The organism is Klebsiella sp. K-3, from assembly GCF_051207495.1.
Lineage (GTDB): Bacteria > Pseudomonadota > Gammaproteobacteria > Enterobacterales > Enterobacteriaceae > Klebsiella > Klebsiella aerogenes.
Genome location: NZ_JBPNXF010000009.1, coordinates 254167 through 275973, shown reverse-complemented (window position 1 = coordinate 275973; position 21807 = coordinate 254167). Strand labels below are relative to the sequence as shown.

The 21807-nt window shown below is 55.7% G+C and carries 22 protein-coding genes; 10 read left to right on the top strand and 12 right to left on the bottom strand.

The window, feature by feature from the left end; genetic code table 11:
* Nucleotides 1-108 precede the first annotated feature (108 nt).
* The 7 genes from potG (at nucleotide 109) to ACSEMK_RS17080 (ending at nucleotide 7028) form a co-directional block, all read left to right on the top strand.
* Entirely contained in the window at nucleotides 109-1242 is a 1134-nt protein-coding gene (potG, locus tag ACSEMK_RS17110; protein WP_015367526.1) for a putrescine ABC transporter ATP-binding subunit PotG, read from the top strand.
* Nucleotides 1243-1252: 10 nt separating this feature from the next.
* Nucleotides 1253-2206 (top strand): putrescine ABC transporter permease PotH, encoded by a 954-nt coding sequence (potH, locus tag ACSEMK_RS17105; protein ID WP_015367525.1) that lies wholly within the window; start codon nucleotides 1253-1255, stop codon nucleotides 2204-2206.
* Nucleotides 2203-3048, top strand: coding sequence for a putrescine ABC transporter permease PotI (potI, locus tag ACSEMK_RS17100; RefSeq protein WP_015367524.1), 846 nt, complete (start codon nucleotides 2203-2205; stop codon nucleotides 3046-3048). The genes potH and potI overlap by 4 nt, the downstream gene beginning before the upstream one ends.
* A gap of 58 nt (nucleotides 3049-3106) precedes the next feature.
* On the top strand, nucleotides 3107-3595 hold the full coding sequence (locus tag ACSEMK_RS17095; RefSeq protein ID WP_430914964.1) for a YbjO family protein: 489 nt from the start codon (nucleotides 3107-3109) through the stop codon (nucleotides 3593-3595).
* A gap of 42 nt (nucleotides 3596-3637) precedes the next feature.
* Entirely contained in the window at nucleotides 3638-4765 is a 1128-nt protein-coding gene (gene rlmC / locus ACSEMK_RS17090) for a 23S rRNA (uracil(747)-C(5))-methyltransferase RlmC (protein WP_430914965.1), read from the top strand.
* A 77-nt stretch (nucleotides 4766-4842) separates the two neighbouring features.
* A complete protein-coding gene (locus ACSEMK_RS17085; RefSeq protein WP_015704857.1) occupies nucleotides 4843-5559 on the top strand; it encodes a response regulator transcription factor in 717 nt (238 codons plus the stop codon).
* Nucleotides 5556-7028 (top strand): ATP-binding protein, encoded by a 1473-nt coding sequence (locus ACSEMK_RS17080; protein WP_430914966.1) that lies wholly within the window; start codon nucleotides 5556-5558, stop codon nucleotides 7026-7028. The genes ACSEMK_RS17085 and ACSEMK_RS17080 overlap by 4 nt, the downstream gene beginning before the upstream one ends.
* A 62-nt stretch (nucleotides 7029-7090) precedes the next feature.
* On the opposite strand, the gene artJ is transcribed toward ACSEMK_RS17080, so the two are convergent.
* The 8 genes from artJ to yahO form a co-directional block, all read right to left on the bottom strand.
* A complete protein-coding gene (gene artJ, locus ACSEMK_RS17075; RefSeq protein WP_015367519.1) occupies nucleotides 7091-7822 on the bottom strand; it encodes an arginine ABC transporter substrate-binding protein ArtJ in 732 nt (243 codons plus the stop codon).
* Between the two features lie 179 nt (nucleotides 7823-8001).
* Complete coding sequence (gene artM, locus ACSEMK_RS17070; protein ID WP_015704859.1) at nucleotides 8002-8670, bottom strand: arginine ABC transporter permease ArtM; 669 nt, start codon at nucleotides 8668-8670, stop codon at nucleotides 8002-8004.
* Nucleotides 8670-9386 carry an arginine ABC transporter permease ArtQ gene (gene artQ / locus ACSEMK_RS17065; protein ID WP_015367517.1) on the bottom strand — a complete coding sequence of 239 codons (717 nt, stop codon included), beginning with the start codon at nucleotides 9384-9386 and terminating at the stop codon, nucleotides 8670-8672. The genes artM and artQ overlap by 1 nt, the downstream gene beginning before the upstream one ends.
* A 6-nt stretch (nucleotides 9387-9392) precedes the next feature.
* Nucleotides 9393-10124: an arginine ABC transporter substrate-binding protein ArtI gene (gene artI / locus ACSEMK_RS17060; RefSeq protein ID WP_015367516.1), complete on the bottom strand. Its 732-nt coding sequence runs from the start codon at nucleotides 10122-10124 to the stop codon at nucleotides 9393-9395.
* 19 nt (nucleotides 10125-10143) lie between these two features.
* Nucleotides 10144-10872 carry an arginine ABC transporter ATP-binding protein ArtP gene (artP, locus tag ACSEMK_RS17055; RefSeq protein ID WP_015367515.1) on the bottom strand — a complete coding sequence of 243 codons (729 nt, stop codon included), beginning with the start codon at nucleotides 10870-10872 and terminating at the stop codon, nucleotides 10144-10146.
* A gap of 226 nt (nucleotides 10873-11098) precedes the next feature.
* Complete coding sequence (locus tag ACSEMK_RS17050; RefSeq protein ID WP_015367514.1) at nucleotides 11099-11614, bottom strand: lipoprotein; 516 nt, start codon at nucleotides 11612-11614, stop codon at nucleotides 11099-11101.
* 146 nt (nucleotides 11615-11760) lie between these two features.
* Nucleotides 11761-12948 (bottom strand): OmpP1/FadL family transporter, encoded by a 1188-nt coding sequence (locus ACSEMK_RS17045; RefSeq protein WP_411326041.1) that lies wholly within the window; start codon nucleotides 12946-12948, stop codon nucleotides 11761-11763.
* Between the two features lie 301 nt (nucleotides 12949-13249).
* Entirely contained in the window at nucleotides 13250-13522 is a 273-nt protein-coding gene (gene yahO / locus ACSEMK_RS17040) for a DUF1471 family periplasmic protein YahO (RefSeq protein WP_045396302.1), read from the bottom strand.
* Nucleotides 13523-13886: 364 nt separating this feature from the next.
* Between yahO and ACSEMK_RS17035 the strand changes: the two genes are divergently transcribed.
* Both ACSEMK_RS17035 and ACSEMK_RS17030 read left to right on the top strand, forming a co-directional pair.
* On the top strand, nucleotides 13887-15026 hold the full coding sequence (locus ACSEMK_RS17035) for a GGDEF domain-containing protein (RefSeq protein WP_087859980.1): 1140 nt from the start codon (nucleotides 13887-13889) through the stop codon (nucleotides 15024-15026).
* Nucleotides 15014-15856, top strand: a complete 843-nt coding sequence (locus tag ACSEMK_RS17030; RefSeq protein ID WP_087859979.1) for an N-acetylmuramoyl-L-alanine amidase — start codon at nucleotides 15014-15016, stop codon at nucleotides 15854-15856. Before ACSEMK_RS17035 ends, ACSEMK_RS17030 begins: the two co-directional genes overlap by 13 nt.
* Before the next feature lie 45 nt (nucleotides 15857-15901).
* On the opposite strand, the gene ACSEMK_RS17025 is transcribed toward ACSEMK_RS17030, so the two are convergent.
* The 4 genes from ACSEMK_RS17025 to poxB all read right to left on the bottom strand — a co-directional run bounded on the left by ACSEMK_RS17025 (nucleotide 15902) and on the right by poxB (nucleotide 21214).
* The gene (locus tag ACSEMK_RS17025; RefSeq protein ID WP_087859978.1) at nucleotides 15902-16915 is read right to left on the bottom strand and encodes an NAD-dependent epimerase/dehydratase family protein; all 1014 of its coding nucleotides are present in this window, start codon (nucleotides 16913-16915) and stop codon (nucleotides 15902-15904) included.
* 87 nt (nucleotides 16916-17002) lie between these two features.
* The gene (locus ACSEMK_RS17020; protein ID WP_087859977.1) at nucleotides 17003-18445 is read right to left on the bottom strand and encodes an SDR family oxidoreductase; all 1443 of its coding nucleotides are present in this window, start codon (nucleotides 18443-18445) and stop codon (nucleotides 17003-17005) included.
* 10 nt (nucleotides 18446-18455) lie between these two features.
* Complete coding sequence (gene ltaE / locus ACSEMK_RS17015; RefSeq protein WP_087859976.1) at nucleotides 18456-19457, bottom strand: low-specificity L-threonine aldolase; 1002 nt, start codon at nucleotides 19455-19457, stop codon at nucleotides 18456-18458.
* A gap of 38 nt (nucleotides 19458-19495) precedes the next feature.
* Nucleotides 19496-21214, bottom strand: a complete 1719-nt coding sequence (poxB, locus tag ACSEMK_RS17010; protein ID WP_213794656.1) for a ubiquinone-dependent pyruvate dehydrogenase — start codon at nucleotides 21212-21214, stop codon at nucleotides 19496-19498.
* Nucleotides 21215-21366: 152 nt separating this feature from the next.
* On the opposite strand from poxB, the gene ACSEMK_RS17005 reads away from it, so the two are divergent.
* Nucleotides 21367-21801 carry a DoxX family protein gene (locus tag ACSEMK_RS17005; protein WP_087859974.1) on the top strand — a complete coding sequence of 145 codons (435 nt, stop codon included), beginning with the start codon at nucleotides 21367-21369 and terminating at the stop codon, nucleotides 21799-21801.
* Nucleotides 21802-21807 lie beyond the last annotated feature (6 nt).

Here is a 21807-nt window from a genome sequence, read left to right as displayed (position 1 = left end):
TACGCCGGGCCTGTAAAGGTCTGACCTGCTATTCGCTGGCGGACATAGAACTGAAGAATGTATGGCAACCGGGCCATACGGTGATTGTATTTGCCGGAGAGCACCCGAGTGAATGACGCAATGCCCCGCCCACAGGCGAAAGCCCCCAAAGCGCTGACCCCGCTGCTGGAAATCCGTAATTTAACCAAATCCTTCGATGGGCAACACGCCGTCGATGATGTCAATCTCACCATTTATAAAGGCGAAATATTTGCCTTACTGGGCGCGTCCGGCTGCGGGAAATCGACGTTGCTACGCATGCTGGCAGGTTTTGAGTTGCCCACCGCCGGGCAGATTGTGCTGGATGGCGTCGACCTGGCGCGCGTGCCGCCGTATCAACGGCCGATCAATATGATGTTCCAGTCTTACGCGCTGTTTCCGCACATGACTGTTGAGCAAAATATCGCCTTTGGTCTCAAGCAGGACAAGCTGCCGAAGGCGGAGATTAACGCCCGTGTCCAGGAGATGCTGGCGTTAGTGCATATGCAGGAGTTCGCCAAACGCAAGCCGCACCAGCTTTCCGGCGGCCAGCGTCAGCGCGTGGCGCTGGCGCGTAGTCTGGCGAAGCGGCCGAAACTGCTGCTGCTCGATGAACCGATGGGCGCGTTAGATAAAAAACTGCGCGACCGGATGCAGCTTGAGGTGGTGGATATTCTTGAGCGCGTCGGCGTCACCTGCGTGATGGTCACCCATGATCAGGAAGAGGCGATGACCATGGCGGGTCGTATCGCCATCATGAACCGCGGCAAGTTCGTGCAGATAGGCGAGCCGGAGGAGATCTATGAACATCCGACGACTCGCTATAGCGCCGAGTTTATCGGTTCGGTAAACGTCTTCGAAGGGCTGGTCAAAGAGCGGCTGGAAGATGGTCTGGTACTGAATGCGCCGGGGCTGGTACATCCGCTGAAGGTCGATCCGGATGCCTCGGTGGTGGATAACGTGCCGGTCTGGGTGGCGCTGCGTCCTGAGAAAATCATGCTCTGCGACGAACCGCCGGCGGACGGCTTTAACTTTGCGGTAGGCGAGGTTATCCATATTGCCTACCTCGGCGATCTGTCTATCTATCATGTCCGTCTCAAAAGCGGGCAGATGATAAGCGCCCAGCTGCAAAACGAACATCGCCATCGCAAAGGCATGCCGACCTGGGGTGATGAAGTTCGCTTGTGCTGGGACGCCGATAGCTGCGTTGTTCTGACGGTGTAAGGAGAGGGCGATGAGCACATTAGAACCTCCAGCCGGCGGCAAAAAGCCCGGCGGTTTTGCCCTGTGGCTGGCGCGCCAGCAGATGGCCCACGGGCGTAAGCTGGTGATTGCGCTGCCGTATCTGTGGTTAATCCTGCTGTTTTTACTGCCATTCCTGATCGTTTTTAAAATCAGTCTGGCCGAAATGGCGCGGGCGATCCCACCCTATACCGAGTTACTGTCATGGGCCGACGGTCAACTGACGTTGACGCTCAACCTCGGCAACTTCCTGCAACTGACCGACGATCCGCTGTACTTTGAGGCTTATCTGCAGTCGTTGCAGGTGGCGGCTATTTCCACCTTTTGCTGTCTGCTATTGGGCTATCCGCTGGCGTGGGCGGTGGCGCATAGTAAACCATCGACGCGAAATATCCTGCTACTGTTGGTGATATTACCTTCGTGGACCTCGTTCCTCATTCGCGTTTACGCCTGGATGGGGCTGCTGAAAAGCAACGGGGTGCTCAATAATTTCCTGTTGTGGCTTGGTGTTATCGATCAGCCGCTGGAGATTTTGCATACCAACCTGGCGGTGTACATCGGTATCGTTTACGCCTACCTGCCGTTCATGGTGCTGCCGATTTATACCGCGCTGACGCGTATCGACTATTCGCTGGTGGAAGCGTCGCTGGATCTCGGCGCCCGGCCATTAAAAACGTTCTTCCAGGTGATTGTTCCGTTAACGAAAGGCGGCATTATCGCCGGTTCGATGCTGGTGTTTATTCCGGCGGTGGGCGAGTTCGTGATCCCGGAACTGCTCGGCGGCCCCGACAGCATTATGATTGGCCGCGTGCTGTGGCAGGAGTTCTTTAATAACCGCGACTGGCCGGTAGCATCGGCGGTGGCGATTGTGATGTTGCTGTTGCTGATCGTGCCGATCATGTGGTTCCACAAACATCAGCAAAAACAGATGGGGGATCATGGATGAATGACTTACCGGTAGTACGTTCGCCGTGGCGGATTCTGATCCTCGTGCTCGGTTTTACCTTCCTGTATGCGCCGATGCTGATGCTGGTTATCTATTCATTTAACAGTTCGAAGCTGGTGACGGTATGGGCAGGGTGGTCGACGCGCTGGTATAGCGAGCTGTTTCATGATGACGCGATGATGAGCGCGGTGGGGTTAAGCCTGACCATTGCCGCCTGCGCGGCGACGGCGGCGGCGATCCTCGGCACGATTGCCGCGGTGGTGCTGGTGCGTTTTGGCCGTTTTCGCGGTTCCAACGGTTTTGCTTTTATGATCACCGCGCCGCTGGTGATGCCCGATGTGATTACCGGGCTGTCGCTGCTGCTGCTGTTCGTCGCGCTGGGGCATTCCATCGGCTGGCCATCGGATCGCGGCATGTTGACGATATGGCTGGCGCATGTCACCTTCTGTACCGCCTATGTGGCGGTGGTTATCTCTTCACGTCTGCGCGAGCTGGACAGGTCAATCGAAGAGGCGGCGATGGATCTCGGCGCCGCGCCGCTGAAGGTGTTCTTTGTGATAACCTTGCCGATGATTATGCCCGCGGTCATTTCCGGCTGGCTGCTGGCATTTACCTTGTCTCTTGATGACCTGGTCATTGCCAGTTTCGTTTCCGGGCCGGGGGCGACGACGCTACCGATGCTGGTTTTCTCCAGCGTGCGGATGGGCGTCAACCCGGAAATTAACGCCCTGGCAACCTTAATCCTTGGCGTGGTGGGAATTGTCGGTTTTATCGCCTGGTATTTAATGGCTCGCGCAGAAAAGCAGCGCGTGCGCGATATCCAGCGTGCAAGAAGGGGCTGAACCCACTAAAATCGCTAACAGAGCCTATTATCGGCGCCGCACTCGTGGCGCCGTTTTCATGGATGACTTTACGTTGGGATTGTTTACAAAAACTCGATCGTCTCATGCTCGTCTTAACGTCCCTGTGCTGGTACAGGTGGCGGCCTTCGCTATTATCTTAATTCGCGGTCTCGACCTGTTAATGATCCTCAATCAGCTCGGCGTGCAGGGGATTGCCGATTTTATTCATCGTAGTGTGCAAACCTGGGCCCTGACGCTGGTGTTTCTGGCGAGCCTGGCGCTGGTGTTTATCGAGATCTGGTGCGCCTTTTCGCTGGTGAAAGGCCGCAACTGGGCGCGCTGGCTCTACCTGCTGACGCAAATCATCGTCATCTCTTATCTGTGGGGGGCCTCGATTGGCTACGGCTATCCGGAACTGTTCAGCGTGGCCGGCGAGTCGAAGCGGGAAATTCTCCATGCGCTGTTTCTGCAAAAGCTGCCGGATCTGCTGGTGCTGGCGCTATTGTTTATCCCGGCGTCGTGCCGACGGTTTTTCCGCTTGCAATAACGGTGATACAATCCCCGCCCCGGTTTTCTTGAAGGTCTTCTTATGCATTGCGCACTTTACGACGCGGGCTGCTGCCGTTCCTGTCAGTGGCTGGAATTGCCATTGACGCAACAGCTCGCCGATAAAATGGCGAACCTGCGCGAACTGCTGGCGAGTCATCCGGTGGCGACATGGCTTGCTCCGGTCTCAGGTCCGGAGACGGCGTTTCGCAACAAAGCGAAAATGGTCGTAAGCGGTAGCGTAGAGCGCCCGCTGCTCGGCATGCTGCATCGCGATGGCACCCCGGAAGATCTCACCGATTGCCCGCTGTACCCGCCGAGTTTCGCGCCGGTTTTCGCCGCGCTGAAGCCGTTTATCGCCCGCGCCGGACTCACCCCCTATAACGTTGCCCGCAAGCGCGGCGAACTGAAGTATTTGCTGCTGACCGAAAGCCAGCAGGGCGGCATGATGTTGCGTTTCGTCCTGCGCTCTGCGGCTAAGCTTGAACAGCTGCGTGCCGCGCTGCCGTGGTTACAGCAGCAGTTGCCGCAGCTTAAGGTGATTACCGCCAATATTCAGCCCGTGCACATGGCTATCATGGAAGGGGAGGAGGAGATTTTCCTCAGCGATCAACAGGCGCTGGCGGAGAACTTTAACGGCGTACCGCTGTGGATCCGCCCGCAAAGCTTTTTCCAGACCAACCCGACGGTGGCGAGCCAGCTCTATGCGACCGCCCGCGACTGGGTACGCGCGCTGCCGGTCAACCACATGTGGGATCTATTTTGCGGCGTCGGCGGTTTCGGCTTGCACTGCGCCACCCCGCAGATGCGTCTTACCGGGATCGAAATCGCCCCGGAAGCCATCGCCTGCGCGAAGCAATCCGCGGCCCAGTTGGGATTAACCAATCTTCATTTTCAGGCGCTGGATTCCACACAATTCGCGACGCATGAAGACGATATTCCACAGCTGGTGCTGGTCAACCCGCCGCGGCGCGGCATCGGCGCCGAACTGTGCGATTATTTAAGCCGCATGGCGCCGCCGTATATCATTTATTCGAGCTGTAACGCCCGGACAATGGCCGCAGATATTGATCTTCTGCAGGGCTATCGCCTTGAGCGAGTACAGTTGTTCGATATGTTTCCACATACCGCGCATTATGAAGTGCTGACGCTGCTGGTTCGTGAAGTTTAAACAAAATGTGAACTCTTTAAGCGGCTGAAATCGGGTAAGCTTTATGAAACGAGCGTGAAATTCGTGGAGCCAATCTGATGAGTAAAAAAATCCTGCTGGTGGAAGATGATGATGATATCGCGGCTTTGTTGCGCCTGAATCTGCAGGATGAAGGGTATCAAATCGTGCACGAGGCGGACGGCGCGCAGGCGCTGCGCCAGCTGGATAACGGCGTCTGGGATGCGGTGATTCTTGACCTGATGTTGCCCAACGTCGACGGGCTGGAGATTTGCCGTCGCATCCGTCAGCAAACGCGCTATCTACCGGTGATTATTATTAGCGCCCGTTCCAGCGAAACCCAGCGCGTGCAGGGGCTGGAAATGGGGGCCGATGATTATCTGGCGAAACCTTTTTCTCTGCTGGAGCTGATTGCCCGGGTGAAGGCGGTTTTTCGCCGTCAGGAAGCGATGGGACAAAATCTCTTGATGGATGCCGGACGTATCGCCTGCCACGGCCTGAATATCGACCCGCTGTCCCGGGAGGTCAGGCTGCGCGGTGAACTGGTAGACCTCACGCCGCGCGAATTCGATCTGCTCTATTACTTTGCCCGCCATCCCGGCGAAGTTTTTTCGCGCCTGGCGCTGCTGGATAGCGTCTGGGGCTATCAGCATGAAGGCTACGAACATACTGTCAACACGCATATCAATCGCCTGCGTACGAAAATAGAGCGCGACCCGGCAGAGCCGGACATTATTCTTACCGTCTGGGGGAAGGGCTATAAATTTGCGCCCTATAGCGCCGGGGCGCAATCATGATCCGCCGACTCAGCCTCAGCCAGCGGCTGTCGTTGGTGTTTATCGCCTTGCTGCTGCTGTGCGCGCTGTCCGTTTGTCTGCTCCAGCTCTATAGCAGCGCGCAGTACGGTAACGTCATGGTGCAACGGCTTTCCGCCGGTCTGGCGCAGCAGATTGCCACCCGCGAGCCGCTGCTCAACGCCCACGGCGAGGTGGATCGCGCGGCGTTGAAACCACTCTTCGACCGTCTGATGGTGTTTAACCCAAGCGTCGAGCTGTACCTCGTTTCGCCGGATGGCGAGCTGCTGGCGGATGCCGCGCCGCCGGGGCACATTAAACGCCAGCGCATTGCCATGGCGCCGGTGCAGACGTTTCTCTCCGGCGGCGCGTGGCCGATTTATGGCGACGATCCGCGCAGCGTGGACCAGCAAAAAGTATTTAGCGCCGCGCCGCTACGCCTTGACGGCCAGCTACATGGCTATCTTTATATTATTCTGCAGGGCGAAACGTTTAATGAACTGGCACAGAGCGCCTGGCAGAAGACGCTGTGGAGCCTGCTGCTATGGACCCTGCTGCTGGTGGCGTTGTTTGGCCTGTTGGCCGGCGGCCTGGCGTGGTACTGGGTGACACGCCCTGTACGCCAGCTGACGGCACTGGTGGCGGCGGGTGATAGCGACAGCATTCGCGCGATTAAGGCGCTGGCGGCGCAGGCGCCGGACCCGCATCCCGGAAATGAAGTGGCGCTGCTGCATAACCGGTTTATCGAACTGGCGCAGCAGATCGCCGGGCAATGGGATCGGCTGGCTGATAGCGATCGTCAGCGCCGGGAATTCATTGCCAATATTTCGCATGACCTGCGCACGCCGCTGACTTCGCTGCTGGGATATCTGGAGACGTTATCGCTTAAGGATGATCGCCTGACGGCGCAGGAGCGCAAGCAGTATCTGAATATCGCGCTACGCCAGGGAAATAAAGTCCGTCATCTCTCACAACAGCTATTTGAGCTGGCTCGCCTTGAACATGGCGGTATTAAGCCGCAGCCGGAAAAGTTTATCCTTGCTGAGCTGATTCAGGACGTGGCGCAAAAATTCGATCTGGCGATTGCCACCCGCGAAATCCGTCTGCGCCTGGAATTGGCGTCAGGCTTGCCTTTAGTTGAGGCTGACCTTTCGATGATGGAGCGGGTATTAACCAATCTGCTGGATAACGCCATCCGCCACACTCCGCATGGGGGCGAAATTCGTCTGTCGTCGCGCCTGCAGGGGACGCAGGTGGTGGTCGAGGTGGCCGATAGCGGCCCGGGCGTCGCCGGTGAATTACGGGCCAATCTGTTTGAGCGGCCATCGGTACTGGAACCGGGGCAGCAGAGCGCCTCACGGGGCGGGCTGGGGTTGATGATTGTTCGCCGGATGCTGCAACTGCACGGGGGCGATATTCGCCTGCTGGAAGTACCGGCAGGGGCCTGTTTCCAGTTTACCCTGCCGTTGTGAGGGAGAGCGTTGCCGATAGGCCCGGCTCAGGCGGTTGCGCCGTAAGCCGGGAAGCGCAGGTCTTACTCCGGGAACCACTGGTTGCTAATTTTCTGGTAGGTTCCGTCAGCTTTAATCGCTTTCAGCGCGGCATTGAGTTTTTCCAGCAGCGCTTTATTATCCGGGCGCACCGCAATGCCGAGGCCGGTACCGAAGTACTGCGGGTCGGTTACTTTCGGCGTCGCCGCGCCTAACTGCGGGTTGGTCTTCAGCCATTCGTTGACCACCGCGGTATCGCCGAAGACGCCGTCGATACGGCCGTTTTTCAGGTCGATAATGGCATTCTGGTAGCTATCGTAAGCGACGGTTTTGACTTCCGGGTGCTTATCCTGCAGGTATTTCTGGTGCGTGGTGCCGTTTTCCATGCCGATACGCTTACCCTTCAGGTCATCAAAAGAGTGGTACGCGTCTTTTTTGGCGATCACCAGCGCCGAGTTGGCATAGTACGGGTCGGTAAACGCGACCTGTTTGCTACGCTCAGGCGTGATATCCATGCCGGAAATCACCGCATCATACTTTTTAAATTTTAGCGCCGGGATCAGGCTGTCGAAAGCGTGGTTGGTAAAAGTACAGTCGGCCTGCATTTGCTTACACAGCGCTTTGGCCAGATCGAGATCGAAACCGACAATCTGGTTATTCGCATCCATGGATTCAAATGGCGGATAGGTCGCGGAAACGCCAAAGCTGATTTTTTCCGCGGCAGCGGCGCCAAAGGCGAAAGAGCTAAGCAGTGCGGCCAGAACTAACTTTTTCATAGTGGGACTCCCGTCGGTCAATCTTATGATGTTGTGCCGGTTTACGGCTGAAGTTCACAATGCCACTAAATGAATTTATATGCAATAAAGTTGTATGTTTATTTTATTGGTTATAAAAAAAACGGGTAAGTAATAGCACTTACCCGTTTCATTATTTACTGTTTATGCATTTCGTGATGTTAGTTACGGCGCTCGAAGGCCAGCGCTTTTCTTTCCACCAGACGCATCAAGAGCGTCAGCAGGCCGTTCACTACCAGATAAATGATGCCGGCTGCGCCGAAGACCATCACGTCATAGGTGCGCCCGTAAAGCAGCTGGCCATGGCCCATCACTTCCATCAGCGTGATGGTGTAAGCCAGCGAGGTGCTCTTAAAGACCAACACCACTTCGTTAGAGTACGAGGAGAGGGCGCGTTTAAAAGCATACGGTAGCAGAATCGCCAGCGTATCCTTCTTGCTCATCCCCAGCGCGCTGCAGGACTGCCACTGGCCGTCCGGAATGGCGCGGATGGCGCCATAGAACAGCTGGGTAGTATAAGCCGCGCTGTTTAACGACAAGGCGATCAGCGCGCACAGCCAGGGCTCAGAGATGAGATGCCACAGCACCGGGTAATTCTGTAATGACGGGAACTGTCCTGGTCCATAGTAGATCAGGAAGATCTGTACCAGCAGCGGCGTACCGGTAAACAGCGTGATATAGCCGCGGACGATCCATACCACCACCGGCGTTTTTAACGTCAGGACGATGGTAAAGATCAGCGCCAGGATCAGCGCCACGACGATCGATGCCGCCGTCAGCGTCAGGCTAGTATGCAGCCCTTTCAGCAGTTCGGGTAAGTAATCGAGCATCAACCTGGTCTCCGTTCGAAGCGCGTCGCACGCTGGTCAATACGCTTGAGGATGTATTGACTCAACAGGGTGATGACGAGATAAATCGCTGCTGCAATGATGTACCAGTTAAACGGCTCCTGAGTACGGGTAGCAATACTTTTGGTTTGCAGCATCAGGTCGTTGACGCTGATAAGGCTGACCAGCGCGGTATCTTTCAGCAATACGAGCCACTGGTTGCCCAGGCCCGGCAGGGCATGGCGCCACATCTGCGGCATCACCAGGCGAAAGAATATCGCCGCCTTTGACAAACCCAGCGCTTGTCCGGACTCCCACTGCCCCTGCGGCACCGCTTTCAAGGCGCCGCGCAGGGTCTGCGAGGCATAGGCGGCATAGAGCAGGGAAAGCGCAATGGCGCCACAGAGGAACGGGCTGACGTCGAAGTTTTCAATTTGCATCTGTACCGGAATCTGCACAAACCCAAGATTGAGAGTAAAACCGTCAGACAGCGTCAGCAGCAGCTGCGAGGAACCAAAGTAGATAAACAGCACCACCAGGATTTCCGGTAGGCCGCGTAAAATCGTCACGATGCCGGTCGCCAGCCATGCCACAGGGCGCCATTTCACCGACTCCAGCACGGCGAAAAGCATCGCCAGCACCAGGCCGATGACCAGCGCGCAAACGGCAAGACCGACGGTCATCCCGGCGGCGCTTGCTAATGGAAAAAATTCGTTCATTCAGCGTTACTTCTGGAACCATTTGCTATAGATGGTCTGGTACGTCCCATCTTTCTTCACTTTTTCCAGCGCAGCGTTAAATTTCTGCTGCAGCTCGGTATTGCCCTGACGAACCGCAATGCCGAGGCCGGTACCGAAGTAGTCTTTATCCGTCACTTTATCACCCACCGGGGCCAGCTTCGGATTGCTCTTCAGCCATTCGGTCACTACCGCCGTGTCGCCGAAGACGGCGTCAATGCGGCCGTTTTGCAGATCCAGTTTGGCATTCTGGTAGCTGTCATAAGGAACGGTGGTGATTTCCGGATGTTTATCAGTAATAAATTTCTGATGGGTAGTACCGTTCTGCACGCCAACTTTTTTGCCTTTCAGCTGGTCAATGCCGGTGAACTTGCCCTGCTGGCCGACAAACAGCGCCGAGTTTTCATAATACGGGGTGCTGAACAGCACCTGTTTTTCACGCTCAGGGGTGATATCCATACCGGCCATGACGGCGTCGAAACGGCGGAATTTCAGCCCTGGGATCAGGCTATCGAAAGCCTGGTTAGTAAAGGTGCAGGTCGCGTCCATCTCTTTACACAGCGCGTTAGCCAGATCGACGTCAAAGCCGACGATTTTGTTGTTGGCGTCTACCAGCTCAAACGGAGGGTAGGAGGCCTCGGTGGCGAAACGGATAGTCTGGGCTGCGGTAGCGGAAAGGCTCATGCCCGCGAGCAGAGCGGCAATCAGTACTTTTTTCATCGTTATTTCCCCGAAAACATCAATGTGAAAGATAGTTTTTAAAGGCGTCGGTTTGCGGATGCGCGAAGCAGTTAGCATCCCCTTGCTCAACGATATGCCCGTTTTCCATATACACCACGCGGCTGGCGGTTTTACGCGCCACTTCCACTTCGTGGGTAACGATAACCTGGGTGATTCCGGTTTCCGCCAGTTCGCGAATGATGCTGACGATCTGGGCGGTAATTTCCGGATCCAACGCGGCGGTGGGTTCATCAAACAGCAGCACCTGCGGCTCCATCATCAGCGCGCGGGCTATCGCTACGCGCTGCTGTTGACCACCTGACAGATGCAGCGGATAGCGGTCGCTGTAAGGTTTAAGGCGTAAACGCTCAAGTAGTTTTTCGGCGCGCGCCAGCGCCTGATCTTTGGTTAAGCCCAGCACGCGGCACGGGGCTTCGATCAGGTTTTGTACCACGGTCAGATGTGGCCACAGGTTGTACTGCTGGAAGACCATCCCGACATTCTGGCGCAGCTCGCGAATAGCTTTGTCAGACGGCGCTTTGGTGAAGTCGAATTGATTACCGGCGATGTTTAAGGTACCGGAACGCGGCATCTCCAGCAGGTTGAGTACGCGAAGCAGCGAGCTTTTACCGGCGCCGCTTGGGCCGAGGAGCACCAGCGTTTCCCCCTGCGGGCAATCCAGCGTGATGTCGAACAGCGCCTGGTGCGCGCCGTAGAAGCAATTAATGCCGTTTAGTTTAATACTCATCTGGGCAGTCTGATACAAATAGCTATTGAGGCCGCAAATAGTACCTTTGACAGAATAGTTATGCAATATTTATGCGTTAAAAGTTAAATGTAAACCACATTTATCACTAAAGTTAGCACAAAATATGGGTTCGTGTGGTAGGGGGGAACAAATGTCGGCATTACCACACGGAATACCGACATTTTACCGGGGTTATCGTTTCAGCGGGGTGGCTTTAACGCCGAAATTAGCGTTTCTCAAGACTCTGACGCAGCGAGCCGGCCGGAGCGTGGCTGTTTATGCCGAGGTAGCGGACATCGTCAACCGCCCAGCACTGGCCTTCCTGAATCATCAGCACTTCATCTTTCCAGCTCTGGGTTCCCTGTTTTAATTCAACGCGCAGCGGAATATTGCGCGCATCGCGGTTCGGGATGGTTGAGGCGCTGGCGACGTCGGCGCTATCCGCCGGGGTGGAACTGCTGGAGAATGGATTTGATTGCAGCAGCGCGTTACGCGATGGGTCCTGACGAGCGTCGTTCAGCAGTTTAGCCAAATCGTCGCTCAGATACGGGCGCAGCGCGGTGAGATCGTTATTACGGTGCTGGATTTGATAATCATAGAACTGCTGCGCTACCTCGTCCGGGCCGCCCTCGATGCAGGAACCGCTGCGGGTGCCGTTGTCTTTATAAGCCGGGGTCACGGTGGTACAGGCGCTCAGCGCCAGTGCGCAAGGCAAAACAAGTGCAAGAATGTTGTAGCGCATGATGATTTCCTTATGAACTCACTACGTTGTTAGATTCTGCTAAAGCATAGCGTAAGCGCGACAATTGTACTTGACGCAAAGAGCTAAGACCTTGATGTGACAACGACCATCGGCTGTCCGCGCCTCTTGCGCGGGCAGCCGGCGTATCAGAATTGATAACTATAGTTGACGCTGGCGAACCACAGGTAAGGGTGATCGTAGCTGCCGGAGACGATTTCCGGTGATTTTACGTGGGAAGATTGCATGTGCAGATAAGAGACCGCGACGCCGATATTGCTGGCCGGGGTTATCTGGTATTGCGCGCCGGTAGCGAAGCGCCACTCATCGCCGGTTGGCAGGGAGAGCGCCGTGTCGCTTTGCGAATCATAAACCGTGCTGTCGAACCCGACGCCGGCGTTCAGACGCCACTGCTCGGTCGGCCGGTACTGCACGCCGACGGCGCTATGCCAGGAGTCCTTCAGGCGGTTATTTTTACTACTTTCGTGACCGGCAACGGTGATTTGCGGGCTGCCGAACTGGCTCCAGTCCTGCCAGCCGAGATCGCCCATCACCGACCACTGTTTATTAATATCGTGGACCATGCTGAGCATGATCTGCTGCGGCGCGCGGACCTGGGCGGAGATCGGCAAATCATACGCAACGTTCGGTAAATTGGGAAAACGCGCTTTGCCCTTAACGTTAAAGTCATAATCGGTTTTACTGTTCCAGGTGATGCCGGCGCGCGTCTGGTCGGTTAACTGCATCAGCAGGCCCAGACGGTAGCTCATCGCCCAGTCATGGTCTTTATCTTTCTCGTCATTACCGTCGACGTTGCGCGTCAGCGATAAATAACCGTAGTTCAGGTTGGCGGATGCGCCGACAGAGAGACGATCGTTAAGTTTCCACGCCAGCGACGGGCTCAGCGTCATCGCCACCATGGTACTTTTCTTGATAAGACGGTCGCCGGCCCAGTTGCCAAAATCAATGCCTAAACCGTAGTTGCCGTACAAGCCAATCCCGGCATATAAATCATCGTTAATTTTCTGTGCGTAAAAGCCGCTGGCGTTCGGGAACAGATTCATCACGTTACCAGGGCTATTGCCGCCGTGGTCGTTATTCATCTGGTACGGGATATCGCCGCCCATGACCTGCGCGCCGCCGGTAAACATATGGTCAGGCAGCCGGGTCATGCCGGCTGGGTTGGTGACGATGGTGGAGGCGTCCTGCGCGCGGGCGGCCTGACCTGCGCCTGCCAGGCCGACGTCTTCGGTGCCGATTTCATAAAAATAGAGTGCGCTGGCATGGCTGAAGCCAGAGCAGAGCAACCCAGAAATAAGGAATGCGATTTTTTTCATTTGCCACCTGCGGTAATGTAAAACGCGAGCATATTCTTATGCCACAAAAGTATAGTGGGCATATCTGTTATAGCATCGGATTTATATTGATAGTCCGGGGGATGTATTGCGAGTCCGATAACGGAGTGGTTTAGCTATTTTAAACGTTATGCGAATGACCATCCTGATGATGGCGCATATTTGATATGACTATTAACGAGGGGTAAATGGAAAAAGAGTATAAAAATAAACGTTCGTCGAGTAATAAGTAAGAAACATTATCACCATGCGATGATAATGTTTCTATATCAGTAATAACTAATTATTTCTTCTTATAGATATTCGCGGATACGTGCAGTTTCTTATCGGTATTGCCGGAAGAGAGAACCACAACGTCAGCGCCTTTTTCATCGGCTTTTTTGATCAGTTCTTCGCGCGCATCGCTCGGCGCAGTTTGTCCGGTAGAGGAGATGGTACCAATTTTGTGGTATTGACCCTGTACTTTAGCGAAATCTTCTTTGCTCAGAATTTCTGCAGAAAATGCGTTCGCGGTTAAAAACAATGCTGCACCTGCCACTAAAGCTGCATATTTCATATTATTAATCTCCATTGTTTATCTTGCTATCATCATGCCCTTGTTTTAACTAACCAATGAGCGCCCTCAGAGTGAATCAAGCCCGTCTTTTTTTCAAGCGAAATGCTGCATTTTTATGACCTTTAATTAACGATTTTTTAAAGAAAAGATGACGTGGTTCTCATTGATAACGCTTGCTTTTTATTGCGCAATAGACTGTATCGGGTCGTAAGACCTTTTTTATCTGTCGTTAGCTGAAAATGACGTTAAGCAGCGAGTGGCTGAAGCGGCCGGCAACAGACATTCCCGGGCTGATGGTTTATCATATAGAAAAGTCACCGCAGGTAGCTTAACGCATTGTCCGGAAGCTGAAAAAGGAGTAGCTATGCCGACAGAACAACGGCTGGATCCGCGCGAAAATCGAACGATGCTGTGGGCCAATCGCGAAAATGTACAAAAGCACGCGCTGTCGCGCAGCATGCCGTGGCTGGCGTTCGTCAATATCTCCTTTGCCTTGATGGTCATCTTCCGCAACGTTCTGTTCACCGAGTTCGATCACCAAAGGTTGTCTAACCATTATATTATTCCTTATCTGGAAATGGCGCTTGGGGCCATTATTGTTTTCTCGCTGGCGCTTTGCCTGATGGTTATCTCCGGGCGGATATTAAGTGGTGCCTATGCTACAAAAGTGATTTCCGCTATCTTGTTGATCCTCAGTTTATGTTGGTCGATGAGTAGTTACTGCTTCATCATTTTCTGGTCATTGCCGTTCGCGTGGCCGCTGCTGGTTATTTTAATGACCACCGGTCTTGCCGCGCTCTATTATTTCCCGGTGGGCATTGCGGCTTATCTTGTTCCTTTATGGGTTACCTCGTTGCTTGCAGGGGTGCAAATACATCACGGCGTCGATTTACGTTTTTTAATCCTTTGGGGAATATGTACCGCTATTATGGTATACGGTCGTCAGATCTTGCAGCGCTGGTATGACGAGGCCTGGAACACCCATCAGGAGAATATTCAGCTGATTAACCGTCTGGAAAACATGGCTAATCAGGATGCGTTGACGGCGACCGCGAACCGCCGGGCGTTGGACAATTTTTTAGCTCAGGCGTGGGAAGGTAAAGAGCCGCTGGCGCTTATTATTCTCGATGTCGATTTCTTTAAACGTTATAACGATCACTACGGGCACCAGGCGGGAGATTATTGCCTTTCCTGTATCGCCTCGGTATTGAAAATGTCGGTGCGCGCGCAGGATGATATGGTGGCGCGCTATGGCGGCGAGGAGTTTGTGATTGTTCTGCCGCTGCAATCATTAGATAACGCTACGGCGGTGGCGCAGCGGATCCAACAGAAGATTCGCGAAGCGGCGCTGCCGCATGCCAAATCCGATGCCGGGCCGCTGGTGACGGTCAGTATGGGAATTGTTGCCTCAGAGGGAAGCACTCCACCTTCAGAGTTGATCGCGCAGGCGGATGCTGCGCTGTATAAAGCTAAGCAGGAAGGGCGTAATCGATGGTCTTATTAGGAAAGCGTATTCTCCAGCTTGCGCTTGCCGCTTTGCTACTGGCAGGCTGTGCGCAGGAGCAGGGTATTGTCGACAAACAGGGTTATCAGTTGGATACCCGCCATCCGGCACAGGCGGCCTATCCGCGTATTAAAGTCCTGGTCATTCACTATACCGCCGATAACTTTGATGTCTCGCTGGCGACCCTGACCGACAAAGAGGTCAGTTCACACTATTTAATTCCCGAGCAGCCGCCGCTGCACCACGGTAAACCGCGTATCTGGCAACTGGTGCCGGAGGAAGATTTAGCCTGGCATGCCGGCATCAGCTTCTGGCGCGGCAGCACGCGCATCAATGATACCTCGATCGGTATTGAGCTGGAAAATCGCGGCTGGCAAAAAAATGGCGATATAAAACGTTTTACCCCATTCAATCCGGCGCAAATTGAAGCGCTTATCCCGCTGGCGAAAGATATCATTGCCCGCTATCACATTCAGCCGCAAAACGTCGTCGCTCATGCCGATATCGCGCCGCAGCGCAAGGATGACCCTGGCCCGCTGTTCCCGTGGCGAGCGCTGGCGCAGCAGGGGATTGGCGCCTGGCCTGATGATTCACGTGTCGCCTTTTATTTGCAAGGGCGTCCGAGTTGGCAACCGGTTGATAGCGGAGAATTGTTAGACCTGCTGTCGCGCTACGGCTATCAGGTCACCCCAGAGATGACTCCGGCGCAGCAAAAACGGGTGATTATGGCCTTCCAGATGCACTTCAGGCCGGCACGCTGGGACGGCGTGGCCGATGCGCAAACGCAGGCCATCGCCGAGGCGTTGCTGGAAAAATATGGGCAAGGGTAAACCTTTGGCAGCAAACAGGATGGTTTGCTGCCGTAAGCGATGGTTTTAATCGTGCAGTTTGCCGTGGTCCTTTAACCACGCGGCGGTACGGGTAACCCCCTCATCCAGGGTAACGATCGGCTGATAGCCAAGTTCCTGCTGAGCGCGGGAGATATCGAGGGTAAAGTCGAAATTGAGCTTCGAAACGCCGTAATGGGTGAAAGCCGGTTCTTTTGCCGATTTATTACCGAAATGCTCCATGCTGCGGGCAATAATATCCAACATCGGATAGGGCACCGAGCGGATTCGGCACTTGATGCCCAGCTCGTCGATGAGCTTCTGCACAATGCTGCGCAGCGTCTGCGGCTCGCCGTTGCTGATATTCCACGCCCGCGCGGAAGGTAAGTGGTCGCACTGCGGCTGACTGGCAAGCCACATCGCATGCACCGCGTTTTCGTAGTAAGTCATGTCCACCAGCGCGTTACCGCCGCGCGGCAAGAGCACGCTGCCGTAGTGGCGCATCATCTGCACCATGCGCGGAATAAAGACTTTATCATGCGGCCCGAACAAGCTTTGCGGGCGCAATATCGTAAAGCGGGTATGCGGGTTCGCCTGCGCCAGCAGGTTGATAACCTCTTCGCTGGCCGCCTTGCTGCGGGCGAACTCATTGGCGAAGCGGTGCGGGCGGAAATCTTCCTGAATATCGCGATGGTGGTGATAATCGAAATAGAGCGAAGGCGATGAAATATGGACGAAATTGCGTACGCCCCAGGCAACGGACCATTCGCCAAGACGACGAGTCGCACGAACGTTGGCTAAATCGAAGGCTTGCTGGGTACCCCACGGCGAGGTAAAGCTGGAACAGTGCCAAAGCGTATCAATACCGGCGAGCATCACTTTAGCCTGCGAAGAGACCAGTTCGGTTAGATCAGCGGGAATAAATTCCGCGCCCATTTTGCTCAGAAGCTTACCCATCGCTTCGTTGCGCCCGGTCGCTCGCACGCTGATGCCCTTGTTGCGCAGATATTCCACCGCATTACGGCCTAATCCGCTGGTCGCACCGGTAACCAGTACCTTCATATCAATCTACTGTCCCAGAAAAGAATTTCGTGCGCATTTTTCCGTGATTCTCCCGAGTATGCAATGAGAATCATGAAAGAATAACGCTTAATCTTCGTTTTTGCCTGTGATTTGCTCGGCCTGGCGGGCGATGCGTCGCGCCATGCCGCGAAAAATAAACAGATGCGCCGGGATCATCAGTAGCCAGTAGAACAGGCCGGGCATGCCGTGTGGATGCCACCAGGCGCGAACGTCGAGTTCGCGATGGTCGCCTTTATCGCTAATAGTAAAGCTTAAACGACCCAGACCGGGAGCTTTCATGCCAAACAATAGGGTTAACTGTTGTTCTTCTTCCACAATAATCACCTTCCAGCTATCTACCGTATCGCCGGTTTGCAGATAATCATGCTGCGGTCGCCCCTTGGCCAGGCGGTGGCCGACCAGCAGGTCCATAGCGCCGCGGATTTTCCACAGGATATTGCCGAAGAAGTAGCCCTCTTTGCCGCCGATTTGGTTCACCACCTGCCACAGTGCCTTACGGCTCGCCTGGGTGCTGACGGTGCAGCCTGCCTGCTTTGGGTAGTAGCCATACTCCGGCCGCCAGCGGGCGAAAGCCTGAGCGTCGTAGCCCCAGTCGCTGGAGTTCACCAGCTGTTCTTCCTCTTTCAGGGTACGACGCACCGCCTGATCGAAGGGAATCAACGTTTGCGGGATCAGCGCGCGTAGCGAACGATCGTCGGCGATCAGATCGTGTTTTAGCCCCTGAATCAGCGCTTTAGCGATGGTGGGGGGGACCGAGGTGATAACGTTCAGGAACCACACCGAAATCCAGCGGGTCGGAAAGGGGATAGGGATCAACAGGCGATGCTTGCCGCTGACCGCCATAAAATGGGTGAACTGCTGCTGATAGCTCAGGACATCCGGACCGGCAGCCTCGAAGACGCGGTGCTCGCGAGCCGGATGGTTAAGTAACTCCACCAGATAGTAGAGCAGGTTTTCCAGCGCGATGGGCGTGGTGCGCGATCGTACCCAGCGCGGCGGCGTCAGCACCGGCAGGTTGTAAACCATGTCGCGCATCACTTCAAAAGCGGCGGATCCGGCGCCGACGATGATACCCGCCCGTAACTCGGTAACGGGGATCCCTGACTCGCGTAGGACATCGGCCGTCACCTGGCGGGCGCGCAGATGGTCGGACTGCTCCTGGGCTGGCGCCTGCAGCGAGCTGAGAAAGATGACCTGGCGCACCGGCGTCTGACGCAAGGCATCTCGCACGTTAACGGCGACGCGGCGTTCATGGGCGATGAAATCGCCGCCTTCGCCCATGCCATGTACCAGGTAGTAAAGGGTATCAACCCCGCGAAGCAGAGCAGGGAGATCCTGCGGCTGATTGAGGTCGATAGCGTGGCAGGTGACGCCGGGAAGATCGAGCTTCTGCAGCCTGTCGATATGGCGTGCCGCCGCCAACACCGGATAACCTCGTGCGCTTAATTCGCGCACCAGATGCTGGCCAATATAGCCGCTGGCGCCGAGCACCAGAATAGATTGCGACACGCCTGACTCCTTAGCGTTGTAAAAAGGCTTGCCAGTGGCCGACCACTTCCGTCAACTGCTGGCGGTTAACATCGAGATGCATGACCAGACGCACGACTGGCGAGGCGTTGATCAACACGCCGCGAGCCTGCATGAATTCGCCGAGGGCGCGTGCCTGCTCCTCACCGACGCGCACGAACAGCATGTTGGTGTCGTGGCGCATCACGTCAGCACCGACGGCGCGTAGCTGTTCCGCCATCCACGCGGCGTTGTCGTGATCTTCCTGCAGACGGGTAACGTTATTTCGCAGAGCGTACAGACCGGCGGCGGCCAGAATGCCAGCCTGACGCATCCCGCCGCCGACCATTTTACGCCAGCGAATGGCGCGTCGGATGTACGCTTCGCTGCCCAGCAGCAGAGAACCGACCGGCGCGCCGAGCCCTTTTGACAGGCAGATGGTGAACGAATCACAGTATTGCGCGATATCGCGCAGCTCGCAGCCGTACGCTACAACGGCGTTGAAGATACGCGCGCCATCGACGTGTAGCGCCAGATTACGCTGGCGGGTGAACGCCCAGGCCTCTTGCAGATAGCCCCGCGGCAACACCTTACCGTTGTGCGTATTCTCCAGACTTAACAGGCGGGTGGGGGCGAAATGGATATCGTCGGGCTTAATTTTGGCCGCGACTTTATCCAGCGGCAGCGAACCGTCCGCCGCGGCATCGATCGGCTGCGGCTGAATACTGCCCAGCACCGCTGCGCCGCCGGCTTCATACAGATAGTTATGCGCGCCCTGGCCGACGATGTACTCTTCGCCGCGCTGGCAGTGGCTAAGCAGGCCAACGAGGTTGGCCTGGGTGCCGGTAGGCAGAAACAGCGCCGCCTCTTTACCAGCGAGCTCAGCGGCATAGCGCTGGAGTTCATTGACGGTTGGGTCGTCGCCATACACATCGTCCCCGACCGGGGCGGCCATCATGGCCTCCATCATGGCGCGCCCGGGGCGAGTTACGGTATCACTGCGAAGATCTATCACGGCATATCCTTGTTCTGATTCAGGGTGATAGCATTGTTTTACCTGAGCCAGTTGGTTTTCGCCAGTTCGATCACTTCATCGCCGCGTCCGCTGATAATCGCCCGCAGCATATACAGGCTAAATCCTTTGGCCTGCTCCAGCTTAATTTGCGGCGGGATCGCCAGTTCTTCCTTGGCTACCACCACATCGACTAACACCGGGCCGTCGGTGCTAAAGGCCGTTTGCAGCGCCTCATCAACCTCCGAGGCTTTCTCGACGCGTATCCCTTTGATCCCGCAGGCTTCGGCAATGCGGGCGAAGTTGGTGTCGTGCAGCTCGGTACCGTCGGTCAGATAGCCGCCGGCTTTCATCTCCATCGCCACGAAGCCGAGAATGCTGTTATTAAAAATGACGATTTTCACCGGCAGCTTCATCTGCGCCAGCGATAAAAAATCCCCCATTAGCATGCTGAAACCGCCATCGCCGCACATCGCGATGACCTGGCGATTCGGCGCGGTCGCTTTGGCGCCAATAGCCTGCGGCATGGCGTTGGCCATCGAGCCGTGGTTAAACGAACCCAGCAGGCGGCGTTTGCCGTTCATTTTCAGATAGCGCGCCGCCCAGACGGTGGGGGTACCGACGTCGCAGGTAAAGATCGCGTCGTCGTCGGCAAAGCGGCTAATCTGCTGCGCCAGATACTGGGGATGGAGCGCTTTTTCGCTGGGTTTGGCGAGATCGTCAAGCCCTTTACGCGCTTCGCGATAATCCTCCAGCGCTTTATCGAGGAAGCGGCGATCGGTTTTCTCTTCCAGCAGCGGCAGCAGCGCTTTCAGGGTCGATTTGATATCGCCCACCAGCGCCATATCCACCTTACTGTGCGCGCCGATGCTACCGGGGTTGATGTCGATCTGGATAATTTTGGCGTCGGTGGGATAGAACGCGCGATAGGGGAACTGGGTGCCGAGCAGGATCAGCGTGTCGGCGTTCATCATGGTATGGAAACCGGAAGAGAAGCCGATAAGCCCGGTCATGCCAACATCGTAAGGATTGTCGTATTCGACGTGCTCTTTCCCGCGCAGGGCATGGACGATAGGGGCCTTAATTTTCGCCGCAAAATCCACCAGCTCCTGGTGCGCGCCGGCACAGCCGCTGCCGCACATCAGGGCAATATTACTCGAGTAGCGGATAAGCTGCGCCAGCTTGTGCAGCTCTTCGTCCGCCGGAGTGACCGTGGGAAGCGGGGCATGATACCAGTGGCTGCTGGCGCTTTCCGGAGCCGGTTTTAGCGCCACGTCGCCGGGCAGGACCACCACCGACACGCCGCGGTTAATCACCGCCTTACGCATGGCGATAGCCAGCACCTGCGGAATTTGCTCAGGAGTGGAGACCAGCTCGCAGTAGTGGCTACATTCGCGGAACAGCTCCTGCGGATGCGTTTCCTGGAAATAGCCGCTACCGATTTCGCTCGACGGAATATGAGCCGCAATGGCCAGCACCGGTACGTGGTTACGATGGCAATCAAACAGACCGTTAATCAGATGAAGGTTGCCAGGCCCGCAGGAACCGGCGCACACCGCCAGTTCGCCGGTGAGCTGTGCTTCCGCGCCGGCGGCAAAGGCGGCAACCTCTTCATGGCGGGTCGGCATCCATTCGATGGTACCCATGCGGTTTAAACTGTCGCTCAAGCCGTTGAGGGAATCCCCGGTCACTCCCCAAATACGTTTCACGCCCGCTTGTTCAAGCGTTTTTGCAATGTATGACGCCACGGTCTGTTTCATGGTTTTCCATCTCCTTTTTGTGATAACGCTATCAAGCTTAGATGAAACTGCAGGTTGTGTTGCCGATTGCCCCTTATTTTTCGCTGGTTTTATTGATGGAATATTGCGCATACTCTGGGAGCACACAGGGTGTAAAACAGGAAGAACATCAAATGGTTAAGGGATTGTTAAATACAGTAAATAAAACGCTATCGCATGAAGACGCCGGTAAACTCTTGTTACGACTTGCCGTTGGCGGCTTAATGTTATTTCACGGTCTGCATAAGCTAATCGACGGCGTGGATGGCATCAGCGGTATGCTGGTCGCGAAAGGGCTGCCGGGATTTATTGCCTACGGCGTGCTGGTGGGGGAAGTCGTCGCGCCTTGTTTGCTTATTCTTGGCGTATTGACGCGCCCGGCGGCGCTGGTGCTGGCGTTTACCATGGTGGTGGCCTGGCTGATGGTTGGGACAGGTAAGACATTCGAGTTGGATGCCGTCGGCGCATGGGCGATTGAAAGCCTGGTCTATTTCTTTATCGGCGCGCTGGCGATTGCGCTATTAGGGGCAGGTCGTTATTCGTTGGCCGGTCAGTCGGTCTGGCGGTAAAAAAGT

Coding starts and splice junctions, on each gene's coding strand:
- ACSEMK_RS17025 (WP_087859978.1), bottom strand. CDS start 16,915: ATGAAGGTACTGGTTACCGGTGCGACCAGCGGATTAGGCCGTAATGCG.
- poxB (WP_213794656.1), bottom strand. CDS start 21,214: ATGAAACAGACCGTGGCGTCATACATTGCAAAAACGCTTGAACAAGCG.
- ACSEMK_RS17050 (WP_015367514.1), bottom strand. CDS start 11,614: ATGCGCTACAACATTCTTGCACTTGTTTTGCCTTGCGCACTGGCGCTG.
- rlmC (WP_430914965.1), top strand. CDS start 3,638: ATGCATTGCGCACTTTACGACGCGGGCTGCTGCCGTTCCTGTCAGTGG.
- ACSEMK_RS17095 (WP_430914964.1), top strand. CDS start 3,107: ATGGATGACTTTACGTTGGGATTGTTTACAAAAACTCGATCGTCTCAT.
- artQ (WP_015367517.1), bottom strand. CDS start 9,386: ATGAACGAATTTTTTCCATTAGCAAGCGCCGCCGGGATGACCGTCGGT.
- artM (WP_015704859.1), bottom strand. CDS start 8,670: ATGCTCGATTACTTACCCGAACTGCTGAAAGGGCTGCATACTAGCCTG.
- ACSEMK_RS17085 (WP_015704857.1), top strand. CDS start 4,843: ATGAGTAAAAAAATCCTGCTGGTGGAAGATGATGATGATATCGCGGCT.
- ACSEMK_RS17030 (WP_087859979.1), top strand. CDS start 15,014: ATGGTCTTATTAGGAAAGCGTATTCTCCAGCTTGCGCTTGCCGCTTTG.
- artJ (WP_015367519.1), bottom strand. CDS start 7,822: ATGAAAAAGTTAGTTCTGGCCGCACTGCTTAGCTCTTTCGCCTTTGGC.
- ACSEMK_RS17035 (WP_087859980.1), top strand. CDS start 13,887: ATGCCGACAGAACAACGGCTGGATCCGCGCGAAAATCGAACGATGCTG.
- artP (WP_015367515.1), bottom strand. CDS start 10,872: ATGAGTATTAAACTAAACGGCATTAATTGCTTCTACGGCGCGCACCAG.
- ACSEMK_RS17045 (WP_411326041.1), bottom strand. CDS start 12,948: ATGAAAAAAATCGCATTCCTTATTTCTGGGTTGCTCTGCTCTGGCTTC.
- ACSEMK_RS17080 (WP_430914966.1), top strand. CDS start 5,556: ATGATCCGCCGACTCAGCCTCAGCCAGCGGCTGTCGTTGGTGTTTATC.
- potH (WP_015367525.1), top strand. CDS start 1,253: ATGAGCACATTAGAACCTCCAGCCGGCGGCAAAAAGCCCGGCGGTTTT.
- yahO (WP_045396302.1), bottom strand. CDS start 13,522: ATGAAATATGCAGCTTTAGTGGCAGGTGCAGCATTGTTTTTAACCGCG.
- ACSEMK_RS17005 (WP_087859974.1), top strand. CDS start 21,367: ATGGTTAAGGGATTGTTAAATACAGTAAATAAAACGCTATCGCATGAA.
- potI (WP_015367524.1), top strand. CDS start 2,203: ATGAATGACTTACCGGTAGTACGTTCGCCGTGGCGGATTCTGATCCTC.
- artI (WP_015367516.1), bottom strand. CDS start 10,124: ATGAAAAAAGTACTGATTGCCGCTCTGCTCGCGGGCATGAGCCTTTCC.